Source organism: Flavobacterium soli DSM 19725 (assembly GCF_000422705.1).
GTDB lineage: Bacteria > Bacteroidota > Bacteroidia > Flavobacteriales > Flavobacteriaceae > Flavobacterium > Flavobacterium soli.
In genome coordinates this window covers 37,447-60,967 of the sequence record NZ_AUGO01000013.1, presented here as the reverse complement: position 1 = coordinate 60,967, position 23,521 = coordinate 37,447, and the positions used below count along the sequence as shown (strand labels likewise).

Genomic DNA, 23,521 nt, shown 5'->3' with positions numbered 1-23,521 from the left:
GCATATTGAACTTTGTGACTTTATATTTTGTGACAGTTTTCTATTAAAAATCGAATTTATAACTCGCTCCCAACACTACTTGAAATTGCTGAACTGGATAATTCAACCATCTTTCATAGGCTTGATTGGCGATGTTATTGGCTTTCAAAAATGCCGTTAACCTTTCGTTGTATTTGTATCCTAGATTTAAGTTAGCATCAAAATATCCATCCAAAGTTTTTTTATTATTTCCAATTTCAGTGAACGATTGATCAATTTGGAAATCCATTCTTTCGCCAACGAAAAAGACATTCGCTCCAGCAAACCATTTTTTGGTGATGTTCACATCCAAGCTTGATCCTAATTTTATTTGCGGTAAATTCCATGCTTCTTCTTGCAAATCATTGTTGTAGGTTGCAAAAGTTCCGTTGATTCCAAAAGCTACATTTTTAGAAAAATCGGCTTTTAATTCTCCAAAAAAGCTGATCGTTTTCATATTATCATATACTACATTAAAGGAATTACCATAAGCATAATCTTCATTATCAAAATCTTGAGAATAATCATGACTTAAAAACAAAGCTTTATTTTTCTCACTTAAATAGGAACCACGAACGTTGTAACTAACGGCATTCGAAAGTTTTCCTTTCAAACCTAGATAAATGTCATATTGGCTATCTGTTGGAGCTATGAAAGTATTTGGCGAAACAAACGGATTGATATTGGTAAAATCTCTATAGGAATTTTGTGTCAAGCCACCTTCAGCTCCAGCATAAGCAATCATAAAATCACCAACTACTTTATAAGAAGCGGTAACGGTTGGATAGATAAAAAAGTCGCTATCCGAACCTGCATCTACTCCATTGGTTAAACTTTTAAGTGTTGAAAGATAGACAATGTCAACACCTAAATTCAACGTCAAATCATCTTCAAGGATTTGAAAATTTGGGTTTGCACCCAAAATAAGATACGAATTTTCATTCCCAAAAACGGGTGCTCCCGGATTTTCAAAATTGGGATAATTTTTATCGAATTTAGCACTCAAATAATCCACCGTGAAATTGGCAGTAATGGCTTTGTCAGCAATGTCCAACTTTACTGAAGGCTTCATGTAAAATCTATTTTCTTCAGAACCAAGAGCATCCCAAAAACGATTGTACTTGAATGTTCCTTCGTTAAAGAAACTTTCATTTGCTTTGACTCGTCCACCAATATAAAAATTGTGATAGGTTTGTTGCGGATTAATGCTATTAATCAAAGTATTTTGATCAGCCTCTGATAAATTATTTCCGAAAAATTCAGGCAATCCATACCAGTTATACACTTGATGCTGATAGCCCATATCGGCATTCCAAGAAAGATTTTGCTTTTTGCTACCATACGTCAGATCCAAAGAGGTATCATAAAATTTGTCATCTAATTTTACATCTTTAATATTACCTTGAGTAGATTGATGACGTAGCATTCCGCCCACATAGTCCGTATTACTAACATTTTCGGTAATAAAAAGTTCGGCATTCGCAGAAGCATAACTTCCAAAACCTAGCGTTACATAATTTTTATAAAGACGTTCCTGAGCCGTTTTGTCAACAGAAGCCGCTCTACCTTTTGAAGGTGTAAAAGTGGAAGCGACTGGAAAAGAGAAAATATTGTATTGGATTTCTTCTTTCTTTGTGTTTTCCTCATCTTCAATAACAGGCGTTTCTTTTACTTTGAAAGCATCAGAAATTGTAGGGGTGTAAGGCTTTACCACATTCACTACTTCAGTTCCTATGTTTTCATCCTTTTTTTGTGCAAAAGTGCTTTGCAGACCTGCCAAAAGAAAGATGAATGTAATTTTATATTGGATTTTATGAGTCATTTCGATCGAATTGAAAATTAAAATAATTGCTTATTAGTTTTGGATGGATGAATTGGTTTTAGCTTCTTCCACTTTGATGATGGTCAACTCTTTTTGAGCTTCCTCGACCACATCTGGATAATCTGTAAAATTCTTGATCACATTTTCCAAGATATAAGTCGCATTGAAACTATCCTTTAATCCGTAGAAATTTTTAGCCATCAACACTAAGGCTTTTGCACCAAAATATTTATAACCCGAATAATCTTTTGTCAATTTTTGAACTGATTTATTCGATTCTTCAAATTTACCATCCTTTGTTTTGAAATAAGCATCATAATATAACGCTTCGGCTGCCATTTCTCCTTTAGCTATTGTCAATAATTTAGCATAAGCAATTCTCGTTTTGGCTTCATCATTGGTTTTAACTGCCGAACGTGCTACGATAATTTGGGCATCACTTCTCACTTTATCATCCGTTTTTGGATTAGCCAACACTTTTTCGGCAGAAGTTACAGCATTTGCATAATCAGCCTTATCGTAATAAGATTTCATCAAATTGGCTTGTGCAAAAGTGATGTTTTGAGGATAATCGGCTTCCGTTTCCAATCGAATTAAAACCGGAATAGCCTTGTCATAATTTTTAGTTTTCAGATGAATCTGTGACAGGCGAACCAAAGCTTGTTCTGTAAATTCGTTTCTTGGTTTTGCTACTACAAATTCATAATTTGGAACGGCATTGTTTTCGAGTCCATCGGCATAATAAAGTTGGCCCAGATAGAAATTTGCCTTCAAGGCATGAACACCGTTCGGGAATGAAGCAATATAACCTGTAAATCCTGAAATAGCTTGCTTCGCATTGTTTTGCAAATATTGCTTTTCTGCAGCTTCATAGGTATCATTATCCAATTCGGCATCTGTAATTTCAACAAAATCGAGCGTTTTTACCCAACTTGCATACTCACTAACTTTTCCTGCATCAACATAAATCAAACGAGCTGTCGAAACCGCTTCGAGTGCCTCAGGTGTATTTGGGAATTCAGCAGCCACTTTTTTGAATTTCACCAATGCTGGTTCTGATTTATTAGAATTGTAATAAATCAACCCTTGGCGTAAAATCGCTTTTGAAGCATATGATCCATTTTTATATTCAGATAAAAGCTTGTCGTAGGTTTGAATTGCATTGTCGGCTTTGTTTTCGGCAGTATAAGTATTTCCTAACTCAAAATAGGCATCATCACGGTACTGCGATTTTGGAAAAGCTTGAATAAATTTATTCAAGTCCTCTATTTTCTTGTCATTTCGGGCAACAAAACCATAGCTGATTGCTTTTTGGAAAGCAGCATAATCGGCATCCACGCCTTTTAGATCAATTGCCTTGTTATAGGCTTCCATTGCAGGCCAATATTTCGTAGAAACGAAATGACTGTCGCCCAAACGAAGATAGGCATCATTCAAACGAACCTTGTCATCTTTGCTTTTGTCAATATAACTTTGAAAATTAGTAATGGCCTGATCATATTCTTTTAATTTGAAATAGGCATAGGCCAAATTATAATTAAAATTCTTGAATTCTGGCGTGTTTTTGGCTTCAGCCGAACCTCCAAATTGCTTGAAACTTAGCAGTGATTCGCTAAAATTTCCAAGCACATATTCGGTTTCACCTTTCCAAAATGTAGCCCTTGCAGTAAATTTCGGATCACGTGGCTCTGCAATTGATTTTTTAAACATCGATAAAGCTTCTTGATAAACTCCATCGGTATATAACTCTAAGCCTCTATAAAAAGTAACTTTCTGATAAGCTTGCTTGTTGGCAAAACTTTTATTTTTTTCCAATAAAACTAAGGCTTCTTTATAATTCTTAGAAGTTATGTAGGAGTTAATCAATAACGTTTCGACCTCTGGCTTGTTAGGGTTTGAAGGATATTTGTCTATAAAAGCACTCAAAACGCTAGGAATACTCTGGTAGGAATTTCCAATTTCGTAGCTCAATTTGGCATAATTGAAATAGGCATCCTCTTGAATTTTCAAATCAAAATCCATTTCCGAAGCATTCTTGAAAGCATTCAGAGCTTGTTGTTTTTTATCCGTTTTCAAATAGCTTTCGCCTAAATGATAATAGGCATTTTGTGCTACGAAATCTTTCCCGTCCACAATTTTATTGAACTGAGCAATTGCATTTTCATAATCCTTTTGTTGATAATAGGCATATCCTAAGATATAATAATCAGTGTTGTTCCATTTACCTTTTTTGCCTTTATACTGGGTCAAATAAGGAATTGCTTTATCATATTGCTTCAAGTTGAAATAGCTTTCACCAATAATCTTGTTCAACTCCGATTTTTCTTGAGCATTAGATTTCGCCATTGCTTTCTGGCCTAAATCTATTGCTTCCTGAAATTTCCCAAGCTTGAAATTCATATCAGCTTGGAAATATGACATTTTTTCCTGATACTTTTCTTCGCCCGAAACCTGATCGAATTGCTTCGTTGCTTCTGTATAATCATCAGCTTCATAGGCAATAAAACCTAAATAATATTTTGCCTGAGAACCGTATTCCTGAGAATTGGCAACCTTGTTGAAATAGGACGTAGCCTGCTTTTTATCTTTTGCAGTAAAATAGGCATACCCTTTTTGAAAGTTGAACTTTTCAATTTCATCGTTACTCAAAGTGCTTTCATCTACTTTGTCAAACCATTCCAAGGCTTGTGGATATTGACCTTGCTCAAAATAGTAGTGTGCCACTTCAATATAAGCTTGGTTTTGTTTGGAACTTGTTGGGTAATTTCGAACAAAATCTTCCATCAATTTATCGGCTCCTTGCTGATTGAGTCGGATGGCACAGTTGGCAATATAATAGGCACAATCCGCTTGAACTTCTTGGCTGTTATTTTGCTGTTTTATTTCTTCGAAAATAATTTGAGCCGAAAGGTATTGCTTGTCTTTATAAAGCTCGATGGCTCGGTTGAAATCTCTTAAATCATGGGTATAAATTTCTGATTTTTGGGCAGAAACTGTGGTGGAAACTCCGGCTGTTAAAAGCGGGAACAATATCCAGGAATATTTATGCATGGTGGTTTGGTTTTAAAATTCAAATATATCAAATTCCTTTTGGTATAACGCATCTTTTTTAGGATTGTTGCCTAAGTTTTAAAGGATTTGTTGTTAGGATTATGTTAAAATCAAATTGCTCGAAGTTCCTCAAAATTTATTTTGAATACCAGCGTTATCTTAGTACTTTTACAGCAAAACAAATCCAAATATGTCACAACCGGTACTTTTTTTAAGAAACGTAAACATTTATCAAGAAAAAAATATGATTTTATCCAACGTTAACCTCGAAGTTAACCAAGGAGAGTTTATTTATATTATTGGAAAAACGGGATCCGGGAAAAGTAGTTTCATGAAAACGCTTTATGCTGATTTGCCTCTAACAGAAGGACAAGCCAGCATTGTTGACTTTAATTTGGCTACTTTGAAAGAAAAAAATATTCCTTATTTGAGAAGAAAAATTGGAATCGTTTTTCAGGATTTCAAATTACTTCCCGATAGAAGCATTAACGAAAACATGTTATTTGTCTTGAGAGCGACTGGATGGAAAGACGCACAGGAGATGCAACTCAAAATTGACGAAGTTTTGGAAAAAGTTGACATGCGAAATTTTTCTAAAAAAATGCCACATCAGTTATCAGGAGGAGAACAACAACGAATTGCTATTGCAAGAGCTTTGCTCAATGATCCTGAACTCATTTTAGCCGACGAACCTACAGGAAATCTGGATCCTCAAACGAGTGCCGAAGTCATGAACGTTTTAAGAAAAATCAATGAAAATGGCAAAACCGTTATTATGGCAACCCATGATTATGCAGTACTCTTGAAATTCCCTTCTAAGACTTTAAAATGTGAAAACGGGACTATTTTTGAAGTAGTGCAACGAACCGTTTAATTTTACTGTTAATTGTTCTTTTTGACTTTTAAAATTTAAACATCCCTAATTTGATTGATACTGCAAAAAAGACAATTGTAATTTCTGGTATTAACATGACCAATAGCGGATTATTATCCATAATTACGGATTGTTTGTATGCTTTATCAAACTACAATATCGGAAAAAACATAAGAATTATTGCACTTGTCAACAACAAATCCTTGTTTGACATCCCTAATGTTGACTACATTGAATTTCCAAAATCGAAGCAATCGTGGTTCACTAGGCTTTATTACGAATACTTTTATTTTAAGAAATTATCCAAACAGCTTGATGCTGATATTTGGTTTTCACTCCACGATATTTCTCCAAATGTTTTCGCTAAAAAAAAGTTTGTATATTGCCACAATCCTACTCCATTTTTTAAACCTACCTTGAAAGATTGGCGATTTGGATTCAAAATTTGTCTGTTTTCTTTGTTTTATAAGTATTTGTATCAAATCAATATAAAAAGTAATACGGCAGTTATTGTACAACAAAATGCAATCAAAGCATCTTTTCAACAGTTGTTCGGAATTGACAATGTAATAGTTGCACATCCCGAAATTATAGTTAAAAGTTCAATCTATAAAGCAACCCTAAATCCTGAGAAGATTCATTTCTTCTATCCGAGTTTCCCAAGAATGTTCAAAAATTTTGAATACATTGTAGATGCTTTTACTCTTCTGCCTGAAAACATCCAATCAAGAATTGAAATTCGTTTTACTTTAGAGAAGAACATGAATAAATATGCCAATTATATTGTAGAATATACCAAGAAATACCCTGCAATCAAGTGCATAGGATTGTTGTCACGTAAAGAAGTTTTAGACTATTACAATACTGTTGATGTATTAGTATTTCCTTCCCGATTGGAAACGTGGGGATTGCCGTTATCTGAGTTCAAACAATTTGACAAAACTATTTTTGCAATCGATTTGCTTTATGCAAAGGAAACTGTTGGAGTTTATGAGAAAGTGCATTATTTTGAACCCCAAAAGCCACAAACACTTGCAAAATTAATGACTGATTATGTAGAGAATAAGCTTCCTAAAAGTTGCGTAAATACCTCAATAAAAACTCCCGATTTCAAAAATTGGAATTCGTTATTCGACTTCATATTTAAAGAAAATTAATATGCCTTTCTTTTCCATAATAATTCCGCTCTACAATAAAGAAAACTACATTCAAGAGGCTTTGAAAAGTATATTGAATCAACATTTTCAAGATTTCGAGATTATTATTGTGAATGATTGTTCTACCGATAAAAGTTTGGAAAAAGCAAAAGAGATTAACTCCAAAAAAATTCGTTTCATTAATCATGAGAAGAACAAAGGACTTTCGGCCACTAGAAATACTGGTATTAGAAATGCAAAGGCACAATTTGTTGTTTTTTTAGATGCAGATGATGTCTGGAAACCTCAATTTCTTGAGAAAATAAAAATTCTCGTTGATACTTTCCCCGAAGTGAGCTTATTTGCTACCAGTTATGTTGAGATTTTTCCAGATAAATTATTGATGAGACCGAGTGTGAAATCAATTGGTTTGAAATTGGATGAATATCATTTGATCACTGATTTTTTTGAGAGAAATACAGGTCAAGGTTTCTACATTCATTCGAGCCTGTGCCTCAATAAAGACCTCTATGAAAAGATTGGATACTATGATGAAAACATAGATTTTTCCGAAGACATAGATTTCAATATCCGTGCAAACAATTTCTCAGATCTGGCCTTTTATAATAGTGCCGAAGTAGGCTACACCATTTTTTCAGAAAATCAAATTACCACTTCCGGTATCAAAGGCAAGAAAATTCCCGATTTGAATAAATACATTGATTGGGAAAAAGAAAGCCCAACTTTAAAAAAATATATTGATTTTGAACGCTATGTTTTAGCAAAGCACTGCAAATTAGCCGGTAACAAAACTGAATTTAGAAGATTAGTGCAGTCGATTGATTTTAAGAATCTGACTTTTTCTCAAAGGATATTGATACGAATGCCGAAAACAATTTTACTATGCATCAAAAAAGTTAAAGTTTTTTTATTACTGAAAGGCTGGAGGGTAACTTCTTATTAAAAGCTATTTTTTGTTATATTCTAAAAATTCGTCGTAATTTCTAATATAATCCTCTTCGCTAAAAACTTCCGAAGCCAAAACCAAACAAACGGATCCTGAAGAAAAATTCTCTAATTCTCTCCAAATATTTTCATGAATGAGCAATCCTTTATCTGGTTTATTCAACGTTATTTTTTGTATTTCGCTTGACGTTTTTAGGACCACATCAAAACTTCCCGAAACGGGAATTAGCAATTGCTTTAGATTCTTGTGAGCGTGACCTCCTCTTTGCGAACTACTTGGAACGTCAAAAAGATAATATACCCTTTTTATTTCAAAAGGAACTGTATCATTTTCTATAATGGCAAGGTTACCGCGAAAGTCTTCTTTTTTAGGAATTTCTATGATCTCTATGTTCATAAGGCTAACTTACGTATATTTTAAATAATCCAACCATTGTTTCCCTATGTTTTCTAACGCAAATTTTTGAACACTTGCAATTGCATTGGATTTACAAAAATAATATAAATCTTTATTTTCAATCATTTCGTTCATTGTTTCGGTTAATTTCAGTAGGTTTTGATTTTCTACTAAAAGTCCATTATGTTTGTGTGTTATGATCTCATTTGGACCTGAAAAACAATCAAAAGAAACAACCGGAGTGCCAACTGCAAGGCTTTCTACAATTACATTAGGAAAACCCTCATTCTGGCTGGACAAAACTGAGAAAAGCGCATTTTTTTGATAGGGATAAGGATTTTTTTGATGACCTTTAAAAATTATTTTATCTTTTAGTTTTTTTTGTTCTACCAATACTTCTAATTCGTTTAAGTATTGTCCTTCTCCTAAAATCAAAAGCTTTATACCACTATCTGGCAAAATTGATTTTGAATAAGACTCAATAAGTATATCAAATTGTTTGACCCGATCATTCATCCTACCAACAGCTACTACATAATGAGTTTCTTCTGGAATAAAAAGATCGCTTTTCTGTTCTATCCGTTCTAAATCAAAAGGATTGTAAATAGTGACTACCGGAATCTCAAACTCTTTTTGTAATACTTCCGTAATCCTCCTAGAAACAGTCAGTATTGCTTTTGCTCTTTTATAAATTAAACTTTTAATTATTTTGTTTTTAGAAATATAAAATTCAATAATTCCACTTCTAACGGTATAAATAACTGGTGCATTATAGACATAATAAAACATCAACAATTCATTGATTTGATTTACACGGTAACGAAAGTCAACAATACGGTCCACTTTATGTTTGCGTAAATATTTTTTCAGTACATAAATTTTCTTGAGCTTATCAAAAATGGTTTTGTTTTCCATCTTACCTAAATTCAATAATTCACCCGAATATTCATAGGAAACATTATCAAAAATAGTAACATTATGAACCGAAATACCATTCTTCTCAAAAAAGACCGACAATGTTGCATGCACTTTTTCCGCACCACCACCACCGAGAAAATCCCCGATGATTGCAATTTTAAAGTCTGTTTTTTCCTTATTCATTTTTGAATTCCTATTTTCGTAAACAAATATAAAACACTTAACTGAATTTATGCAAAATACTCCACTAGTAACCATTATTTGTTTGTGTTATAATCATGAACAATTTGTTGTTGAAGCATTGAATTCGGTTATTAATCAAACCTACAAAAACATTGAATTGATTATTGTAGACGATAGTAGCAGTGATAATTCAGTTAATGTCATAAACGAATGGCTAAAAAATCATCCAGAAATTCCATTTATTGCAAATAAAAAAAACCAGGGAAATACAAAAGCATTCAACAAAGGTCTAAAAATTAGCAAAGGAGATTATATTATTGATTTGGCTGCAGATGATGTTTTGATGGAAAATTGTGTAGCATTACAAATCAATCAATTTCAAAATTCTACTTATGAAAATCTAGGAATTGTGTATGGAGGATTAGAGTTAATTGACGAAAGTAACAACACAATTGGTAACTTTTTTGAAATTTACACTACTAATACATCTGGAAAAGAAAACAGATCAGGTAATATATACAAAGGCTTATTAAATATGCAAAACAATGTTTGTTCGGTTTCATCCATGGTAAGAAGAGAAGTATATGATCGTTTTTCGGGATACGATGAAAGCCTTGCTTATGAAGATTATGACCTTTGGATTAAAACAGCCCGTTATTATAATTTTGACTTTATTGATACAATTCTCGTAAAAAAAAGAGAATTAAAAACTTCATTAACTTCTTACAGGGCACGAAAATGGAACAGGAAGACTTGGAAATTAGGTTTTTCAACTTACAACATCCTGCAAAATGCGTTAAAATTAAATCAATCCAAAGAAGAACATAGAGCTATTTTAAAAAGAATTCGGTTTGAAACTAAAATAGCAATTAAGACAGGTAATTTTTTTTTAGGTTTAAGATATATTGGGTTAGAGATAAAAGTTCGGCTGCTTATACTAAATAAAAGAGGATAGAAATTTTTTCTATCCTCTTTTATTGTTACTTGTAAGAGTGAAACTGAATATTATTATGTTGAAGTTTTTTTAGCATTATTAAATTTTATTCATTACTAAATTTAAAATTTCATTTACTTCATTAATCTCAATTTTAATTGAACCGCATAACAATTAGATAATTTGTTGGTCAGCAAACAAAAAGTTTCTTTTTTAAGACAAAAAAGAAGCTTTATTTAATTCATTAGCATACTAATTTAAGAAGCGTTAATAATAGTCTTAAAGAGTATAATTATAATCTAAAAACTCTTAACTTTCGCCAAGGAGAAATCAATTTCTTTTAAAAAAAATAGTTTTCCGAAAATAAAAAACCAATACAATAAAGTAAACAAAATAAGTAACAGCATGAGCCATTACAACCCCTTCAATACCAAATAGAAATGTTAAGTAATAGCTACTAGCAAACATCAAGGTCAAAGAAAAAACTTCAGTTAGGATAAAAATCTTTGTCATCTTTCTAGCAATAAACTGATAGCCTAATATAAAGGAAGCTACTTTAAAAATATCTCCAGATAGTTGCCAAAAAAACAAGTTTTCAACAGGAATAAATTCTTTTGTAAATAATATTTTGATTATAAAAAACCGCAAAAAATAAATAACTGTTACACCTAAAATAAAAACGGGAAGTATATTTTTAAAGTAGCTCAAAAATATAGCTCTAGTCTCTTCGTTCTTTTTAGAAGTAGAAAGTTTTGGCAAATAGTAAACAGATATCAAAGTAGTAGCAAACATCAAATAATATCCCGAAATTCTCGTTATCGATTCCCAATAGCCTGCTTCTTGTATTCCCACAGTAGCAATAACGTTTTTACGTATTGCAAGATAAATTAACGATCCAAAAATACCCGAAAATAAAGCCATCAAAGAATATGAAGAAAGATCTTTTATAACGGCAAAATCAAAATTTTTTTTTCGTAAAATATTTAAAATGGAAATTTCTTTATTGATAAAATATAAAGTTACTAGAAACAATAAAGAAGGTGTTATAACTATTGCCAATAAAGCACCTAGAGTTTGGAAATACATAATCAATAGTACAGAAACCAAAAGCCCAATAATGTTTCCCACTATATTGATATAGATAACATTCTTGAATTTCCCTAAACCATTAATAACCGACAATAAAAATATTGATAGTGTATAAAATGGAATGGCAACAGCCAAAACCTTAAAAACAAATGAATACTGATAATTCTGTCCAAAAATTTTATGATTAAAATAATCTGCAAAAAGAAGTAAAACAATGCTTAATAAGATTGCAACGGCTAAAAAAGCTATAAAAATTGTTGAAAGTATTTTATTTATTTTTTCAGAATCGTCCTTATTTTCTGCAACAGTTTTAATAATACCGCCATTTAATCCCAATGTAGCAATACTTTCAATGGAGGTCATAAAGTTTCGCATATTTCCAATCAATGCCATTCCTGAAGGTCCAATAAAAATCGCAATGACTTTAGAAGTAATCAAACCAATCCCAATTTTAATCAAAACACTCACACTATTCAAGGAAGATATCTTGAATAATTGTGATTGCAGTATTTTTTTAATAATTTCCAAATTTAGGAGTGGTTTAAAATCATTTTGTACTTTGGGAAAATCTTATTTTAAACAAATATAGAATACTTCCTTGAATTAAAACATCCGAAGATTTCTTGAACAGTATAAATTATTCAACCAAAAAAAACCCAAACTTTCGCTTGGGTTTTTCTTCGCACTAATAAACTAAGTTTATAGGTTTATCTCAATCGGTCCACAGATTTTACAAGATCTTCATCCTTCTTGATGGCTTTATTGGCCAAGACCAAAAAAACGATAGCAACAATCGGGAGGAACATTCCAATACCTTTCTCAGAAACCGTAACGGCTTCTCCAGATAATTTTAGTAAACGGTAAACAAATAATCCTAATAAAATTAAATTCAATATGATATTCAGTCGGCCAATAACAAACTGATTTTGTCTTTTTTTATATGAAATAATGCTCAATAACGATAATGTTGTGCTCAAGCCAAATGCAGTAACATACTTGATATCAAACAGAAAATAAAAATCTTTTTGATCACTCATGGTCCACAACGGGAAAAAGAATGGCAAAACTCCTGTAATGATTAAAGCAATTAGCAAATATACGGTTTGTATTCTTTGAAGCATCTTTATAATTTTCTAGCACAAAAATATATTTTCTTTTTTAAAAATACTATTGTATGATTAAATTTTATTCGTATTATTGCATGGCAATTCCTTAAGTACTTCATTCTTTGACGGGTTGCACTAGAAAAAATTGCACTACAATATCTCAAACCACCTTTCCAAATTAATTAATTCAAATAAACTACATGTTTGATATTTCTGTATTAAAAGAAATGAAGCTTGCTGAGCTTCAAGAAATAGCTAAATTGGCTAAAATAAAAGCAACAGGCGTTAAAAAAGAAACCTTAATTTCTCAAATTTTAGAACGCCAAGTTGCAACTCAAGAAGTTGCTACGAAAGACAATACAATTACCGAAGATACCACGAAATCAAAAAGAGCTAGGATTGCTCCAGCAAAAAAGAATCCAGCTACAACCACTCAAGAAAATTCAGATTTATTTTCGAAAGCTGAAAATAATACTCCAGAGACCGTTCAAGAAAAAGAAGTTCCTGCAAAAGAAGTAACGCAAGAAACTCCAGTCGCTCCAGAAGTTCCAAAAGAACGAAAAGTTATAAAATTCAACAAAGCCAAATATGAAAATAAGATTAACAACGCTATTCAAAAGGAAAAAGTTGATAACATTATAGAAAAAATACCTGCTGAACCTACTGCTGAAAAAGTGGAAACTGCAAATCCAGCGGAAACTAAGATTCAAAAGAATCCGAACCAAAAACCAAACCCAAATCAAAGCCAGAAGCCAAACCCAAATCAAAATCAAAATCAAAATCAAAATCAGAACGGCAATCAGACTCCTAATGGAAACCAAAATCCAAACTTTAAAGGAAAGAAAAACAATTTCCGTGATGCCGATTTTGAATTTGATGGAATCATAGAAAGTGAAGGTGTCCTGGAAATGATGCCTGACGGATATGGATTCCTCCGTTCATCTGATTATAATTACCTAGCTTCACCTGATGATATTTACTTATCGAATTCTCAAGTTAGATTGTTCGGTCTAAAAACTGGAGATACCGTAAAAGGAGTAGTTCGACCTCCAAAAGAAGGAGAGAAATTTTTTCCTTTAGTTCGCGTTTTGAAAATCAACGGACATGATCCTCAAGTGGTTCGCGACAGAATTTCTTTTGAACACCTTACTCCTGTCTTCCCTACTGAAAAATTCAGAATTGCCGAAAAACAAAGCAATATTTCTACCCGAATCATCGATTTATTTTCTCCAATAGGAAAAGGGCAACGTGGTATGATTGTGGCTCAGCCAAAAACAGGTAAAACCATGCTTTTGAAAGATATTGCCAATGCAATTGCTGCAAATCATCCTGAAGTTTATTTGATTGTACTTTTGATAGACGAGCGTCCTGAGGAAGTTACAGATATGCAAAGAAGCGTTCGAGGAGAAGTTATTGCCTCAACTTTTGATAGAGAACCTCAAGAACACGTTAAAATTGCCAATATTGTACTTGAAAAAGCAAAACGTTTAGTAGAATGTGGTCACGATGTTGTCATTCTTTTGGATTCAATTACCCGTTTAGCAAGAGCCTATAACACTGTTCAGCCTGCTTCTGGTAAGGTATTGAGTGGTGGTGTTGATGCAAATGCACTTCAAAAACCTAAACGATTCTTTGGTGCTGCAAGAAATGTAGAAAACGGAGGTTCGTTGAGTATTATCGCAACAGCCTTGACTGAAACTGGTTCTAAAATGGACGAAGTGATCTTTGAGGAATTTAAAGGAACTGGAAATATGGAATTGCAATTGGATAGAAAAATTGCCAACAAACGTATTTTCCCAGCAATCGATCTTACTTCTTCAAGTACGAGAAGAGACGATATGTTGCTTGATGAGAAAACATTACAGAGAATGTGGATCATGAGAAAATATCTATCTGATATGAATCCGGTTGAAGCAATGGATTTTATCAACGACCGTTTCAAGAAAACTAGAAACAATGAAGAATTCTTGATCTCGATGAATGACTAAGAAATAATTACTTGAAATAATAGAAAAAGTCCTCTACAAATCGCTGTTGATTTATAAAGGACTTTTTATTTTGAAAAAAATCTAAAATTTCATTCCAACACCAAATCCTAACAACCAAGGATCAATATCAACTTTTGCCGGAATTGAAAGTCCGGCTGCTAGATTCGAAGCATCAACTGTTACATCTGTAGAAAGGAATAACTTTTTGATATCAACATTTATAAAAAACGTGTCGTCTAGCATCAAGTCGAATCCTAATTGGCCAGCAAATCCAAAAGCATTTTCATATTCAATGCCTTTAACAACACTTCCAGCTTCTTGATTATAAAAAATCGTATAGTTTATTCCTGCTCCAATATAGGGTTTAAATATTTTTTCTTCTGTAGGGAAAAAATGATATTGCAATGTTAAAGTTGGCGGTAAAAGATAAACGCTCCCCAAATCGACTGAAGCATTTGTTGGTCCGCCAACTGCCGAAATATCCGAACCTACTGTTTTCACATCATGTTTGGTAGTCCCTAAAATTAATTCGGCCGCAATATTTTTGGTAAAAAAATAGGTAAAATCCAGTTCAGGAATGAAGGTGTTAGAGATGTTTGCATCTCCACCTATTACACCAATTTCTGCACTTTCGGTAGGAATTACACCAACACCTCTAACTCTAACTTGCCATTTTTTAAAATCTTGAGTCTTGTTTTCTTCTTGTGCATTTGCAAAATTTATGCTTAATAACGATAACGCCATAAAAGCTAAAACTACTTTTTTCATTTTTATTTTGGTTTTAAATTATAGTTCAAATTTATAGCTGAAATAAAAAGCAAAAACTGACAAAAATCATTGTTTAAAAAATATTTGATCGACTATTTTTCTTTCTGGATTGCGGTTTTACCAATTAGTCACTACATTTGCAATCCTATGCTAAAAACGGTCAATATATTAAATAAAAGAGCTCGCTTTGATTATGAAATAATCGAAACCTATACTGCTGGAATTGTTTTGGCTGGAACCGAAATAAAATCGATCCGAATGGGCAAAGCTAACATTACCGAAAGCTTTTGCGAATTTACCAACAATGAGCTTTTTGCTATCAATACTTATATTGAAGAATATGCTTTTGGAAATCAGTTTAATCATAAGTCTAGAAGTGAACGAAAGCTGTTGCTAAAAAAAAGAGAACTCAAAACCCTAGCAAGAAATGTTCAAGCAAAAGGATTGACAATCGTTCCGCTTAAACTTTTTACCAATGAAAAAGGATTAGCCAAACTTGAGATTGGATTGGCAAGAGGAAAAAAAACCTATGATAAAAGAGAATCTCTCAAAGAACAAGATACTAAAAGAGATATTGATCGAATAAAAAAAGCTTTTTGATAAAAAGTTTTTTTTTATAAAAAAAAATGACTAAATTTGTCATGAACGATAAAGTCATTAAAAATGAAGGAGCTAATAAAAAATGCAAGAGAACAAAAGGGGCTTAAAATACGAGAGCTTTCAATGCTTTTGGAAATCGATCAAGCTTTGGTTAGCAAGTTCGAGTCTGGTACTCGAAAACCAACTCGCGATCAAGTCATTAAACTTGCATCGATCTTGGAAATTGATTTAGAAACTTTAATGGTGGCTTGGCTCAAAGAAAAAATCCTTTATGAAATAGGAAATGAAGAATTTGGCCTAAAAGCAATGATGGTTGCTGAACAAGAAATGCGCTATTATGCAACGCCAAAAAAAAATGTTTCAAAATCGCTAAAAAAAATCCTTGATGAAATTGATACTCTAAAATCTAAGCTAGATAAAGTTAGAGCGTTTGACAGTTATAGAATTGCCCAAGCCCTAGAACTAGAATATACTTTTGAAAGTAACAGGATAGAAGGTAATACTTTAACCTTGAGAGAAACCGATTTGGTCATTAATGAAGGTTTGACCGTTTCGGGAAAAAGCATGAGAGAACATCTCGAAGCGATTAACCATCAAGAAGCGATTGGCTATATCAAGCATCTGATGGAAAAAAACTCAATATTAAATGAAAGAGAACTTTTGTCTATTCATAATTTAATTTTGAGAGGAATTCATCCAGAAGATGCAGGAAGATATAGAAAAGTTCAAGTCATGATTAAAGGTAGTTTGCACATGCCACCTCAGCCTTTTATCGTGCCGAAACAAATGGAAGATTATTTTTTTTGGTATGAATCTAATAAAAAATCTTTGCATCCAGTGGTTTTAGCTGCAGAAATGCATGAACGTTTAGTAACCATTCATCCTTTTATTGATGGAAACGGGAGAACTTCACGATTAATCATGAACTTGATTTTGCTTTCACATGGTTTCATCATTGCCAACATCAAGGGTGATTATGACACGAGAATGGAATATTATCAATCATTAGAGAAAGCACAAACTTCATCCAACAAAGAAGATTTTTTATTATTTATTGCAAGGATTGAAAAAGAAAGTCTCGAAAGATATATTTCTATTATTGGTATGTAATTTGAAATATTCTATTGGAAACGCTCTAAAATTAGAGCGTTTTCTTTTATAAAAAATATATTATAACTTTTTAGAAAAATCCCATAACCTTTTCATTTACAAAAAAGCCAACTTTGTATTAGAAAAAGAATTTTACTAATAACTAAAAATTAAAAGCTATGCCGAATTCAAATGAAATTAAAGGAAACTGGGAAGAGTTTAAAGGAAAACTTAAACAAAAATTTGCCGACTTGACAGACGATGATTTGTTATACGAAGAAGGTAAAGAACAAGAGATGTGGGGAAAATTGCAACAAAAACTAGGAAAGACTGAAAAAGAAATCAAATCGATGTTTGATTAATTTGAAGGTAACTTCTTAGAAAGACTAAAACTAAAAAACGGACTGCTTCAACTAGCTTGTATTGATTTACAAGTTTATGTTGAAGCAGTTTTTTTTTATGAAATCCATTCTTTAAAATCAGCTACTTTTTCTCGGCTAACAATGACCTCATCGTCCTTATATGTTGGCAAAATCAGCTTGAGTCGAGAGTTGCTATACACCACTATTTCCTTGATTGACTTTAACGGAATGATAAATTTTCTACTTATTCGATAGAAATCTTTCGGATTCATTTCTTGTTCCAAAACTTCTAAAGTTGTATCAATCAGGTAGTCTCTGTTCTCAGTTGTATGAAGATAAGTTCCTTTGTTTTCGCTGTAAAAACACTCAATTTCATCTGTCGTAATGACTTTTAAATGCTGACCAACTTTTACCGTGAACCTTGATTTATAGGTCTTTTCGGCTGGATTTATCAACATTTTTTTTATTTGTTCAAAATCGAACTGCAGGTTTTCGGGCTTTGGTGTTCTGGATCTGAATTTTTCTACAGCAACTTCCAGTTCGTCTTCATCAATTGGCTTCAAAAGGTAGTCAATACTGTTGAGTTTAAAAGCTTTTAGAGCATATTCATCATAAGCTGTTGTGAAGATTACAGCACTTTTTATTTCTATTTTCTCAAATATCTCAAAAGACAACCCATCGGATAACTGAATGTCGAGGAAAATCAAATCGGGATGCTCGTTTTTTGTAAACCAAATCAAAGCTTCTTCGACAGAATGTAAAAGTGTATTGACTTGCAAACCTAATTTTTCGACTTTTCGTTGCAGTAATCTTGCTGCTGGTTTTTCGTCTTCGATGATGATAATGTTCATTTTTAGTGATTTGAAAATTTGGTGATTTGACAATGAGATAATTTGATAATTTGATAATTAAGTCATGCGACTGAAAACTGATCACTAAGAACTCATTCCCATTTGTTCCCCTGATTTTTCTTCATTAGTTCATCAATTTTCTTTTCTTCCCAATCGTTTCCAAGGAAAACATTCGTTCCAAAAACTCCTGCAGCGTGAAAAGCCAAGCCAATCCCCCAAAAGAATGCGGTAGAAAATGTAGAAAACTCAAAGAAATTTTCTCCTGGGTCTAGTTTAAAATATTTCATCGAAATTAGAAATAAGTTTACTAGAATATAGGCCATCAAGTGTTTATAAAATCCTGCAATAGATTTTACTCTTTTTCTTGCTCTTTCAAATTTTTGTCGTTCGATTTCGGTTAAATTTTCCATTTTATTTATGTTTTAATTATTGTTTTTTCTAGCTTGTTTTCGTTTTTCTTCTTCAATCAATTGTTGTAGCTTTTTTTCTTCCCAGTTTTTCCCCAAGAAGGGATTTAACTCAAAAGCTGAAACTCCATGTACTAAAATACCGGTTCCCCATCCAATTAGTGAAAACCAAAACCAATGAAAATGTGGAACAAAGGTGAGATTTATAAAAATCAATACAGGAATAACAATACAATAGCAAACTAAATTATAATAAAAACCTCTTATTTCCTTGGCTTTTCTTTTGGCCTTTTCATATCGATATTCTTCAAATTCATCATACTTTTCCATACTACTACTGATTAATTCCACTTGTTATTTTTTTCTTTTCGCATGATTTCCTGGATTTTTTTCTCCTCCCAATCACTATTCAAAAAAGGCATATAATTGAAAACCGTCATGCCATGTGCCACAAGGCCAATTCCCCATCCTATCAAGGGATAAAAAAACCAAAGATGTGATGGACTCGAAATTAAATTTAAAATCGCCAATCCAATATTAACAATCACAAAAGAACTCAGGTGACCATAAAACCCTTTGATGTCTTCCACCCTTTTTTGGGCCTTCAAATACATATTTTTTTCGTCGTTGCTATTATTTGTTTCCATAACGGATATTTGTTTAGTTAATATCGGGATGCTAACCGAAAATTCTTTTTCATTTTGTTCGATCAAAACCTTTCTGCTAGTTATGATCCCATATCTGTTGATGATGTTTTGTAAACCAACACCTTGCCTGTCCTGCAGGACTTCCTTTTTTTGATAATCGTTTTGAATTACCAGATAATCACCTTTGTCCAAAATCCTGATATGCAAAGGCCTTTGTTCACTTACCACGTTGTGTTTCACGGTGTTTTCTAATAATAATTGCAGCGAAAGTGGCACCACTTTGGCTTCTGGATTCGAAACATTTGCAGGAAGTTCATAGAACAAACTATTTTCAAAACGCATCTTGAGCAAGTTCATATAGGTTTTGGCGAAAGCCAATTCTTCTTCAACCGAAACCAGTTCTTTGTCTTTTTGTTCCAAAACATAGCGGTAGATTTTAGAAAGCGAAGTCGTGAAACGTTGTGCATTATCGGGATTTTCTTCGATCAAAGAACTTAGAACGTTCAGGCTATTAAAAAGGAAATGTGGATCGATTTGGTTTTTCAGGCTTTCAAATTTGGCAGAAGCCGTTCCTGCAATGATTTTTTGTTCCTTTACTTTATTTTCCTGTGCTTTCTTATAATAATAAATCAGGTGAAAAAATAAGCTCATCACCATTGTGATAATCAAGGCTATTACATAAAATCGTGGAGATTCTTTTGAAAGAAAGTTTTCTAAAGTATTTTTCAAGATTACTACCGACATAAACATTCTGATCAAGAAAATTCCTCCAATGGTAAGGGTAATACTTCCTACAACACCTATTAAAACTCTAACTTTTTTATAATTTCCCCAAACTACTTTATGGTTCAAATAATCAAAATAAGCCGAGTTGATCAATGTGAGAACAATTCCATACAAGCAATAGTAGCCCATTTCTTCAAAAAGATCTGCATCCAAAGAAAATTTCCTTCCAAACAATGCCTCTATTATAAACATGATACCCATGATAACACAACTCACAATAAAGCCCGTGATTACCGTCTTGAAAACATATTGGATTACTTTTTGCACTGTTTTATTTTTTATTACTTATTCTTATTTTTTATTGCATTCCTTTTGAGCTTCCAATGCCCTGTCTAACCCCCAATTTGGATGGAAAGCTGTTTCTGGTTTAAAAGTAGCAAAAAGACCGATTGCTTTGTCAATTTGAGCACACATTGCCGAAGTATCTTGTCCGAAATAACGTGCTCCACCAATTTCAAATTCGGCTTGACCGAAAACTACCCTTGGATTTTCGGGTGCGATCTTTCCAGCTTTTGCATACATTTCCATCACTTTTGGTGAATATTTCATGGCATTTGTCATCGGATCATATGCTACCCAAGCGGTATAAATCATCGCTTGCATTACAAGGATTTCAGGATTTTCAGGATGCTTGATAAATTCGATATCCAAAGCTTCTTGAGCTTTATCCAATAGAGGGGCAACTTTTTCCTTATCGCCTAAACTCTGGAAAGCCGTTGTGGTGTTCACTAAAGCTACATAATAATTAGGAAGCCAAGAATTCTTTTCGGCCGAAGCGATTCGTTCAAACATTGCCGAAGCTTCTGCAGGTTTTCCTTCGCCCCAAAGCTGAAATGCCTTTCCCATTCCTTGCTCAAACTGTGATTGTGCACTTACTAATGCTGTTGCAAATAAAACGATGGTAATGATAATTTTTTTCATGATATTAATTTTTGATTGTTAGTGTTTTGATGATTGAAACTTTTAATTTACAGTTCAAAAGTAAGCTTGAACGTTGTACTATAAAATTAAAACCTACTGAATTGTCAATTTTTAAGGATGAACTGTAACGGTTTATAAATTATCCAATTGATTGGTTTTCTTATCCTTGCTGATGGTCCAAAAGAAACCTACGAAAATGAATCGGTCGGCTGTTGGCACTATTGGTTTGCTGTTAAAAACACCATTGGCATCTGGAGTGTTTGCAAATTCATATCCGAAAACATTTTGGGTTCCTAAAACATTCGAAACCGAGAGATAGAGAATCTTTTGAGGACTCATCAAATAAGCCCAACTCAAATTCAGGTTATGAAAATCTTTGGTTTTGCCATTCATAAAGCCTGCTTTGTTTGGGTTTTCAAAAGGACGACCTGAATTGAAATTGTGGGTCAATCCTAGCTGCGAACGTAAACTGTTGATCCAATATTTGGTGACAACCGAAGCCGTATGCTTGGCTACAAAACTTGGCGTTGCCTGAATGGGAAAGTTGCGATAATCCCTTTGGGTGTCAATAAAAGAATAGGAAATCCAATATTCCAGGTTCTTGAATGTTTTATTGTCTCTCCAAAATAAATCCAACCCTTTTGCATATCCTGAACCCGAATTTTCATAAACAGAATTGAATTGAGCCGTTGGAGTATCAAACTTGACTAGGTTATTGTACTTTTTATAGTAAGCTTCAGCCCTAAACGTTTTTCCCTGTCTATTGTAAGAATAATTCAAAATATAATGGGCTGTGTTTTCAGTTTCCAGTTGACTGGTATATTTCAAATAATCGGCACGTGGAGCCTGAACAAAATCGCCATAGGCAAATGAAAACTGACTGAATTTTCCCGTTTTATAGGCTAACGAAGCTCTTGGTGAAAGATTAAACTCATCCAATAGATCATTGTTTGATGCTCTGAAGCCTACTTTTGCAGCTAGTTTCTTAGAGAAAAAAATATCCATTTCAGAATAGGCTGCAGCAATATTGGCATCGTAGCCTGATAAAAAACTATCTCCCAAATTTTCTTTGAATGATTCATCAAATTGGGTGATAAAATAATCGGCTCCAATCGACAATTTTATACGGTCAGAAAATTTGTTGCTGACTTTCAGTTTCAAATGAGAAGCATGTTCCGTATTCTCCACATCGTCAAGGTCCAAACCAATCTTATTTTGCCCATAGCCATAACTCAAACCTGTTGTAATGTCCCAGGTACCAGCAAGTACGCCATTGAAGGAAGTATTGAGGTATAGATTATTATTGTTCAGGTTCACTCTGTTTTTTTCTGTCGTATTGATATTTTCTTGGTTCAAATCGAAACGTGCAGCTTCAAAAGCGGTGTAAAATTTCAGCAAGCCACTATTAAATTGATAGCGATAAACCGCTTCACCCGATAATGATTGATAAGCTCGGTTCCAATCTACGGCTTGTGGAACAGCAAGCTGATAAGGAGCCAAATCTACATAAGCCGTATTCAACGTAAGTGAACTTTTCTCCCATTTTTGAGTGTTGCTAAGTCCTAGACCAACTGTCATTAGTGAGATATCGGTTTCTTCCTGAACCGGTTCGTCCTGAGTATTCAATAATAAAACGCTGGACAAAGCCTCTCCATATTCTGCAGAATATCCACCTGTAGAAAACGAAATGCCACTGAAAAGAAAAGGAGAAAATCTACCACGAGTTGGGATATTATTTGCGGAAGCACCATAAGGCTGGGCCACTCGAAGACCATCAACAAAGGTTTGGGTTTCATCGGCTTCACCACCACGAACGAACAAACGACCACTTTCACCAACGGTTTGTGTCCCTGGAAGCGATTGCAAAGCGGCAATAATATCTCCAGCAGATCCCGCCGTTGTCACGATATCCAACGGTTTCAGCACCGAAACCCGAGCCTTATCTCCCGCTTCAAGTGTTCCTGCATTGATGACCACAGCATCAAGACTGTTCATACTTTCCTTTAATTTTATAGTTTTCGATTTGAAATTTTCTACTATAAAGGTCTCTGTAAAACTTTCATACGTTAAAAAGGTGATTTTCAAGATTTGTGTTCCAGTTGCAGTAGTGGTGAAAGAAAAATTTCCATCAGCATCACTTGCCGTTCCATCATAAGTTCCTTCAATAAAAATGTTAGCTCCTTCTAACGGAAGTCCTTTTTCGTCCACTACTTTTCCCGAAATTTTGGTTTGAGAAAAAACTGAAATTGAAACGATTAAAAATAAAAAAGTAAAGATTCCTTTCATGATTATGTTTTTTTGATGAAGCAAAGTTGGGAAGTATTTGAAGCAAAAAAAAGTAATGATTACTGAATTGTAGATTTTTGAGGATGAACCGTTATAGCGAGTTCCATAATAAACTTTTCAGTAAACTTATACGTATATAAAAATAAAAAACAAAAACAAAAAATTTAAGTAGATCGAATTCTTATTTTTTTTGAAAACTACATTTTAAAAACTAACTTTGTCCGCTGGCTGGCTGTATAGAAGCAAATCTCTATTGTCTTTCAGGCTCCTTTTAAAACATGATAGCAAATCCTAGAAAATCAAGATTTGATTTTGTAATTAA

The 23,521-nt window shown here is 33.2% G+C and carries 21 protein-coding genes; 8 read left to right on the top strand and 13 right to left on the bottom strand.

Going from position 1 to position 23,521, the window contains the following annotated elements:
* Positions 1–43: 43 nt before the first annotated feature.
* Positions 44–1,840 carry a TonB-dependent receptor gene (locus G508_RS0113465; RefSeq protein ID WP_026705815.1) on the bottom strand — a complete coding sequence of 599 codons (1,797 nt, stop codon included), beginning with the start codon at positions 1,838–1,840 and terminating at the stop codon, positions 44–46.
* Positions 1,841–1,873: 33 nt separating this feature from the next.
* On the bottom strand, positions 1,874–4,891 hold the full coding sequence (locus tag G508_RS0113460; RefSeq protein WP_026705814.1) for a tetratricopeptide repeat protein: 3,018 nt from the start codon (positions 4,889–4,891) through the stop codon (positions 1,874–1,876).
* A 190-nt stretch (positions 4,892–5,081) separates the two neighbouring features.
* Between G508_RS0113460 and G508_RS0113455 the strand changes: the two genes are divergently transcribed.
* From G508_RS0113455 to G508_RS0113445, 3 genes are read left to right on the top strand one after another with little or no spacing between them, the layout of a single operon-like run.
* Positions 5,082–5,765: a cell division ATP-binding protein FtsE gene (locus G508_RS0113455; protein WP_026705813.1), complete on the top strand. Its 684-nt coding sequence runs from the start codon at positions 5,082–5,084 to the stop codon at positions 5,763–5,765.
* 50 nt (positions 5,766–5,815) lie between these two features.
* Positions 5,816–6,922 carry a glycosyltransferase gene (locus G508_RS19030; protein ID WP_051197642.1) on the top strand — a complete coding sequence of 369 codons (1,107 nt, stop codon included), beginning with the start codon at positions 5,816–5,818 and terminating at the stop codon, positions 6,920–6,922.
* Between the two features lies 1 nt (position 6,923).
* Positions 6,924–7,865, top strand: a complete 942-nt coding sequence (locus G508_RS0113445; RefSeq protein WP_026705812.1) for a glycosyltransferase family 2 protein — start codon at positions 6,924–6,926, stop codon at positions 7,863–7,865.
* Positions 7,866–7,868: 3 nt separating this feature from the next.
* Here G508_RS0113445 and G508_RS0113440 read toward each other — a convergent pair whose 3' ends face one another.
* A complete protein-coding gene (locus G508_RS0113440; RefSeq protein ID WP_026705811.1) occupies positions 7,869–8,264 on the bottom strand; it encodes a sugar 3,4-ketoisomerase in 396 nt (131 codons plus the stop codon).
* A gap of 9 nt (positions 8,265–8,273) precedes the next feature.
* Entirely contained in the window at positions 8,274–9,365 is a 1,092-nt protein-coding gene (locus G508_RS0113435) for a glycosyltransferase (protein ID WP_026705810.1), read from the bottom strand.
* Positions 9,366–9,414: 49 nt separating this feature from the next.
* On the opposite strand from G508_RS0113435, the gene G508_RS0113430 reads away from it, so the two are divergent.
* On the top strand, positions 9,415–10,320 hold the full coding sequence (locus G508_RS0113430; RefSeq protein WP_026705809.1) for a glycosyltransferase family 2 protein: 906 nt from the start codon (positions 9,415–9,417) through the stop codon (positions 10,318–10,320).
* Between the two features lie 309 nt (positions 10,321–10,629).
* Here the strand turns inward: G508_RS0113430 and G508_RS0113425 are convergent, their stop codons facing one another.
* Together G508_RS0113425 and G508_RS0113420 are read right to left on the bottom strand one after the other, a co-directional pair.
* Positions 10,630–11,856, bottom strand: coding sequence for an O-antigen translocase (locus G508_RS0113425; RefSeq protein WP_051197653.1), 1,227 nt, complete (start codon positions 11,854–11,856; stop codon positions 10,630–10,632).
* Between the two features lie 239 nt (positions 11,857–12,095).
* Positions 12,096–12,509: a DUF4293 domain-containing protein gene (locus tag G508_RS0113420; RefSeq protein ID WP_026705807.1), complete on the bottom strand. Its 414-nt coding sequence runs from the start codon at positions 12,507–12,509 to the stop codon at positions 12,096–12,098.
* 185 nt (positions 12,510–12,694) lie between these two features.
* On the opposite strand from G508_RS0113420, the gene rho reads away from it, so the two are divergent.
* Positions 12,695–14,482, top strand: coding sequence for a transcription termination factor Rho (rho, locus tag G508_RS0113415; RefSeq protein ID WP_026705806.1), 1,788 nt, complete (start codon positions 12,695–12,697; stop codon positions 14,480–14,482).
* An 81-nt stretch (positions 14,483–14,563) separates the two neighbouring features.
* Here the strand turns inward: rho and G508_RS0113410 are convergent, their stop codons facing one another.
* A complete protein-coding gene (locus G508_RS0113410; RefSeq protein WP_026705805.1) occupies positions 14,564–15,250 on the bottom strand; it encodes an OmpW/AlkL family protein in 687 nt (228 codons plus the stop codon).
* A gap of 147 nt (positions 15,251–15,397) precedes the next feature.
* Between G508_RS0113410 and smpB the strand changes: the two genes are divergently transcribed.
* The 3 genes from smpB to G508_RS0113395 all read left to right on the top strand — a co-directional run bounded on the left by smpB (position 15,398) and on the right by G508_RS0113395 (position 17,301).
* On the top strand, positions 15,398–15,850 hold the full coding sequence (smpB, locus tag G508_RS0113405; protein WP_026705804.1) for an SsrA-binding protein SmpB: 453 nt from the start codon (positions 15,398–15,400) through the stop codon (positions 15,848–15,850).
* A gap of 63 nt (positions 15,851–15,913) precedes the next feature.
* A complete protein-coding gene (locus G508_RS0113400; RefSeq protein WP_026705803.1) occupies positions 15,914–16,960 on the top strand; it encodes a Fic family protein in 1,047 nt (348 codons plus the stop codon).
* 158 nt (positions 16,961–17,118) lie between these two features.
* Positions 17,119–17,301, top strand: a complete 183-nt coding sequence (locus tag G508_RS0113395; RefSeq protein WP_026705802.1) for a CsbD family protein — start codon at positions 17,119–17,121, stop codon at positions 17,299–17,301.
* Positions 17,302–17,396: 95 nt separating this feature from the next.
* Here the strand turns inward: G508_RS0113395 and G508_RS0113390 are convergent, their stop codons facing one another.
* From G508_RS0113390 to G508_RS0113365, 6 genes are all read right to left on the bottom strand, one after another.
* The gene (locus G508_RS0113390; RefSeq protein ID WP_026705801.1) at positions 17,397–18,152 is read right to left on the bottom strand and encodes a LytR/AlgR family response regulator transcription factor; all 756 of its coding nucleotides are present in this window, start codon (positions 18,150–18,152) and stop codon (positions 17,397–17,399) included.
* A gap of 92 nt (positions 18,153–18,244) precedes the next feature.
* Complete coding sequence (locus G508_RS0113385) at positions 18,245–18,562, bottom strand: 2TM domain-containing protein (protein WP_026705800.1); 318 nt, start codon at positions 18,560–18,562, stop codon at positions 18,245–18,247.
* Positions 18,563–18,574: 12 nt separating this feature from the next.
* Positions 18,575–18,889 (bottom strand): 2TM domain-containing protein, encoded by a 315-nt coding sequence (locus G508_RS0113380; protein ID WP_026705799.1) that lies wholly within the window; start codon positions 18,887–18,889, stop codon positions 18,575–18,577.
* 11 nt (positions 18,890–18,900) lie between these two features.
* A complete protein-coding gene (locus tag G508_RS0113375) occupies positions 18,901–20,259 on the bottom strand; it encodes a 2TM domain-containing protein (RefSeq protein WP_245569872.1) in 1,359 nt (452 codons plus the stop codon).
* A gap of 24 nt (positions 20,260–20,283) precedes the next feature.
* Positions 20,284–20,913: a tetratricopeptide repeat protein gene (locus G508_RS0113370; RefSeq protein ID WP_026705797.1), complete on the bottom strand. Its 630-nt coding sequence runs from the start codon at positions 20,911–20,913 to the stop codon at positions 20,284–20,286.
* A gap of 132 nt (positions 20,914–21,045) precedes the next feature.
* Positions 21,046–23,199 carry a TonB-dependent receptor gene (locus G508_RS0113365; RefSeq protein ID WP_026705796.1) on the bottom strand — a complete coding sequence of 718 codons (2,154 nt, stop codon included), beginning with the start codon at positions 23,197–23,199 and terminating at the stop codon, positions 21,046–21,048.
* Positions 23,200–23,521 lie beyond the last annotated feature (322 nt).

Bases quoted from the DNA above. Each gene is read 5' to 3' on its own strand.
- G508_RS0113370 (WP_026705797.1), bottom strand. From the start codon at position 20,913: ATGAAAAAAATTATCATTACCATCGTTTTATTTGCAACAGCATTAGTA.
- G508_RS0113435 (WP_026705810.1), bottom strand. From the start codon at position 9,365: ATGAATAAGGAAAAAACAGACTTTAAAATTGCAATCATCGGGGATTTT.
- smpB (WP_026705804.1), top strand. From the start codon at position 15,398: ATGCTAAAAACGGTCAATATATTAAATAAAAGAGCTCGCTTTGATTAT.
- G508_RS0113400 (WP_026705803.1), top strand. From the start codon at position 15,914: ATGAAGGAGCTAATAAAAAATGCAAGAGAACAAAAGGGGCTTAAAATA.
- G508_RS0113445 (WP_026705812.1), top strand. From the start codon at position 6,924: ATGCCTTTCTTTTCCATAATAATTCCGCTCTACAATAAAGAAAACTAC.
- G508_RS0113390 (WP_026705801.1), bottom strand. From the start codon at position 18,152: ATGAACATTATCATCATCGAAGACGAAAAACCAGCAGCAAGATTACTG.
- G508_RS0113395 (WP_026705802.1), top strand. From the start codon at position 17,119: ATGCCGAATTCAAATGAAATTAAAGGAAACTGGGAAGAGTTTAAAGGA.
- rho (WP_026705806.1), top strand. From the start codon at position 12,695: ATGTTTGATATTTCTGTATTAAAAGAAATGAAGCTTGCTGAGCTTCAA.
- G508_RS0113460 (WP_026705814.1), bottom strand. From the start codon at position 4,891: ATGCATAAATATTCCTGGATATTGTTCCCGCTTTTAACAGCCGGAGTT.
- G508_RS0113410 (WP_026705805.1), bottom strand. From the start codon at position 15,250: ATGAAAAAAGTAGTTTTAGCTTTTATGGCGTTATCGTTATTAAGCATA.
- G508_RS0113440 (WP_026705811.1), bottom strand. From the start codon at position 8,264: ATGAACATAGAGATCATAGAAATTCCTAAAAAAGAAGACTTTCGCGGT.
- G508_RS0113455 (WP_026705813.1), top strand. From the start codon at position 5,082: ATGTCACAACCGGTACTTTTTTTAAGAAACGTAAACATTTATCAAGAA.
- G508_RS0113385 (WP_026705800.1), bottom strand. From the start codon at position 18,562: ATGGAAAATTTAACCGAAATCGAACGACAAAAATTTGAAAGAGCAAGA.
- G508_RS0113420 (WP_026705807.1), bottom strand. From the start codon at position 12,509: ATGCTTCAAAGAATACAAACCGTATATTTGCTAATTGCTTTAATCATT.
- G508_RS0113380 (WP_026705799.1), bottom strand. From the start codon at position 18,889: ATGGAAAAGTATGATGAATTTGAAGAATATCGATATGAAAAGGCCAAA.
- G508_RS0113365 (WP_026705796.1), bottom strand. From the start codon at position 23,199: ATGAAAGGAATCTTTACTTTTTTATTTTTAATCGTTTCAATTTCAGTT.
- G508_RS0113465 (WP_026705815.1), bottom strand. From the start codon at position 1,840: ATGACTCATAAAATCCAATATAAAATTACATTCATCTTTCTTTTGGCA.
- G508_RS0113430 (WP_026705809.1), top strand. From the start codon at position 9,415: ATGCAAAATACTCCACTAGTAACCATTATTTGTTTGTGTTATAATCAT.